At 59.6% G+C, this 2,650-nt stretch carries 2 protein-coding genes; both read left to right on the plus strand.

All coding sequences use genetic code 11. The features are described 5' to 3' along the window. The first annotated feature begins 195 nt into the window (after positions 1-195). The gene (istA, locus tag AKG12_RS28940; protein WP_052821462.1) at positions 196-1,749 is read left to right on the plus strand and encodes an IS21 family transposase; all 1,554 of its coding nucleotides are present in this window, start codon (positions 196-198) and stop codon (positions 1,747-1,749) included. Positions 1,750-1,767: 18 nt separating this feature from the next. After that, the gene (gene istB / locus AKG12_RS28945) at positions 1,768-2,520 is read left to right on the plus strand and encodes an IS21-like element helper ATPase IstB (RefSeq protein ID WP_027677343.1); all 753 of its coding nucleotides are present in this window, start codon (positions 1,768-1,770) and stop codon (positions 2,518-2,520) included. The last annotated feature ends 130 nt before the right edge of the window (positions 2,521-2,650 follow it).

Here is a 2,650-nt window from a genome sequence, read left to right on the forward strand (position 1 = left end):
TTGCGGGTTTCGGTAATTCGCGGACAGGGATTCCATTAAATCCCGGACAGCGATTTCACTAAATCCGGGACAGCATTTCCGCTAATTCCCGGACAGCGATTCCGGTAAATCCCGGACAGTCTTTCGGCAAAAAGATCGACTTTCGCACGCGCCGTTTTGCCATTCTGGACCTCGATTTGAACGAGGGGCTGATGAATGGCGAGACGGAAGCAGGTGAGACTTACTGACGTGAAGGACATTCGATCGATATTGCGACTGACGCACGAACAGGGGCTTTCGGTTCGTGCGATATCGGAACGGTTGAAGATCAGCAAAACGACCATTTCGACCTACCTGCTGCGGGCGCGTGAGGCCGGGCTGACGGGCTGGCCGTTACCGCCTGGGCTGGACGATGATGGCATTCTGCAGCGGCGCCTGTTCCATCGTCGCGGCCGTCCGCCCCAGGACATGCACGAACCCGACTGGGGCAAGATCGCCAGTGAATTGAAGCGGAAGGGCGTGACACTGACGCTGTTGTGGCAGGAATATCGCGAACGGCACCCCAACGGTTACGGATACACGTGGTTCTGCGAGCGGTTTGCCGCTTTCGAGCAGCGCGCCAGCGCCACCTTCCGCAATCGCCACACTGCCGGCGCGGCGATGCAGACCGACTACGCCGGCCAAACCGTCCCGGTGATCGATCCGGTGACGGGCGAAATCCGGCTGGCGCAGATTTTCGTCGCGGTTCTGCCAGCCTCCTTGTACACCTTCGCCTATGCAAGCTTCACTCAACGGTTGCCCGACTGGATCGAGGGTCAGCAGCTGGCGCTGGGTTTCTTCGGTGGCGTGACGAAAGCCATCGTCTGCGACAACCTCAAGGCCGGCGTTGCCAAGCCCTTGTGGTTCGAGCCGACCATCAACGCCACTTTTGCGGCATTCGCCGAGCATTACGACACGACGATCCTGCCGACCCGTCCGAAACGGCCGAAGGACAAGGCCAAGGTCGAAGGCAGCGTTCTCATCGTCGAGCGCTGGATCCTGGCGCGGCTGAGAAACGACCGTTTCTTCAGCCTTGTCGATCTCAACGTGCGGATCAGCCAGCTTCTCGACGATCTCAATAGCCGGCCGATGCGCCGGGTTGGCAAATCCCGCCGGCAGCTCTTCGAGGAGATCGAGCAAGACGCGCTTGCGCCCTTGCCGGCAACGCCATTCGAATATTCCGAATGGAAGTCGGCAAAGGTTCATCCCGACTACCATGTCGAGGTCGACAAGGCCTTCTATTCCGTGCCGCACCGCCTGATCGGCCGCCAGGTCGATGTCCGGCTTACAAGCCGGATCGTCGAGATCCTCCATGATCACCAACGTGTCGCCAGCCACCGCCGGACGTCGCAGCGGGGCGGTCATGTCACCGTCAACGAGCATATGCCGAAGACACATCAGCATTATGCCAACACGACGCCTGCGAGCCTCATCAAGCAAGCTGCAAAGATTGGCCGCAACGCTGCAATCCTGATCGAGCGGCTGATGCGCGATAGACCTCATCCTCAGCAGGGATACCGCGCCGCTCAAGGCGTTCTATCGCTCGCGCGCCGGTACGGCCCCGAGCGTCTGGAAGCGGCGTGCGATCGGGCACTGACGATCAATGCGCTCAGCTATTCCTCCGTCAGCACCATCCTCAAATCCGGTCTCGATCAGGCCCCGCCTGGTGCTGAGCCAGTCAAGCCCACCCCGATGCATGGCAACATCCGCGGCAGCTCCTATTACCAGTGAAGAAAGGAAGATACTCACATGCTCACACATCCAACCCTCGACCAGATGCATGCGCTCGGCCTATCCGGCATGGCGGCAGCATATCGCGACCTGGCCAATCAACCTGAGGGCAGCGATCTCAACCGCGATGAATGGCTCGGCCTGATGCTTGATCGGGAGATGGCCGTGCGCGGCGACAAGCGACTGACCAACCGGCTTGCAATCGCCAAACTGCGTTTCCCCGATGCTTGCATCGAGAACATCGACTTCGCCGCCCCTCGCGGCCTCGACCGCCGACAGCTCCTCTCGCTTGCCCAAGGCGAATGGCTCAAGGCCCATGAGCACTTGATCCTGACCGGACAAACGGGAACGGGCAAAACATGGCTCGCCTGCGCCATCGGACGGCAAGCGGCCCGCCTCGATTATTCCGTTCTCTATGTCCGCATGCCCCGTCTCTTCGAGGATTTGGCGCTAGCGCGCCTCGACGGGCGGTTTCCCCGATTGGTCGACAAGCTCGCGCGTGTTCAATTACTCATCCTTGATGACTGGGGAACCCACGCGCTCAGCGATCAGCAGCGGCTCGATCTCCTGGAAATCTTCGAAGAGCGCTACCGCCGGAAATCCACTCTGATCACCGCCCAGCTTCCCGTCGCGCAGTGGCACGAGATGATCGGCGAACCAACGATCGCTGACGCCATCCTCGATCGTATCGTCCATAACGCCCATCGAATTGCGCTCGAGGGAGACAGCATGAGGAAGCAAAAACCAAGACCGCTCTTGACCGAAGCGTAAAACGCCGAAATCAATAACCAATGACATCAACCAGGCGAACGAAAGTCAATCCCGCGAGACTGTCCGCGATTTAGTGAAACGACTGTCCGGGATTTACCGGAATCGATGTCCCGTTAATCTGAAATCCGCA

Source organism: Agrobacterium sp. SUL3 (assembly GCF_001263295.1).
GTDB lineage: Bacteria > Pseudomonadota > Alphaproteobacteria > Rhizobiales > Rhizobiaceae > Agrobacterium > Agrobacterium tomkonis.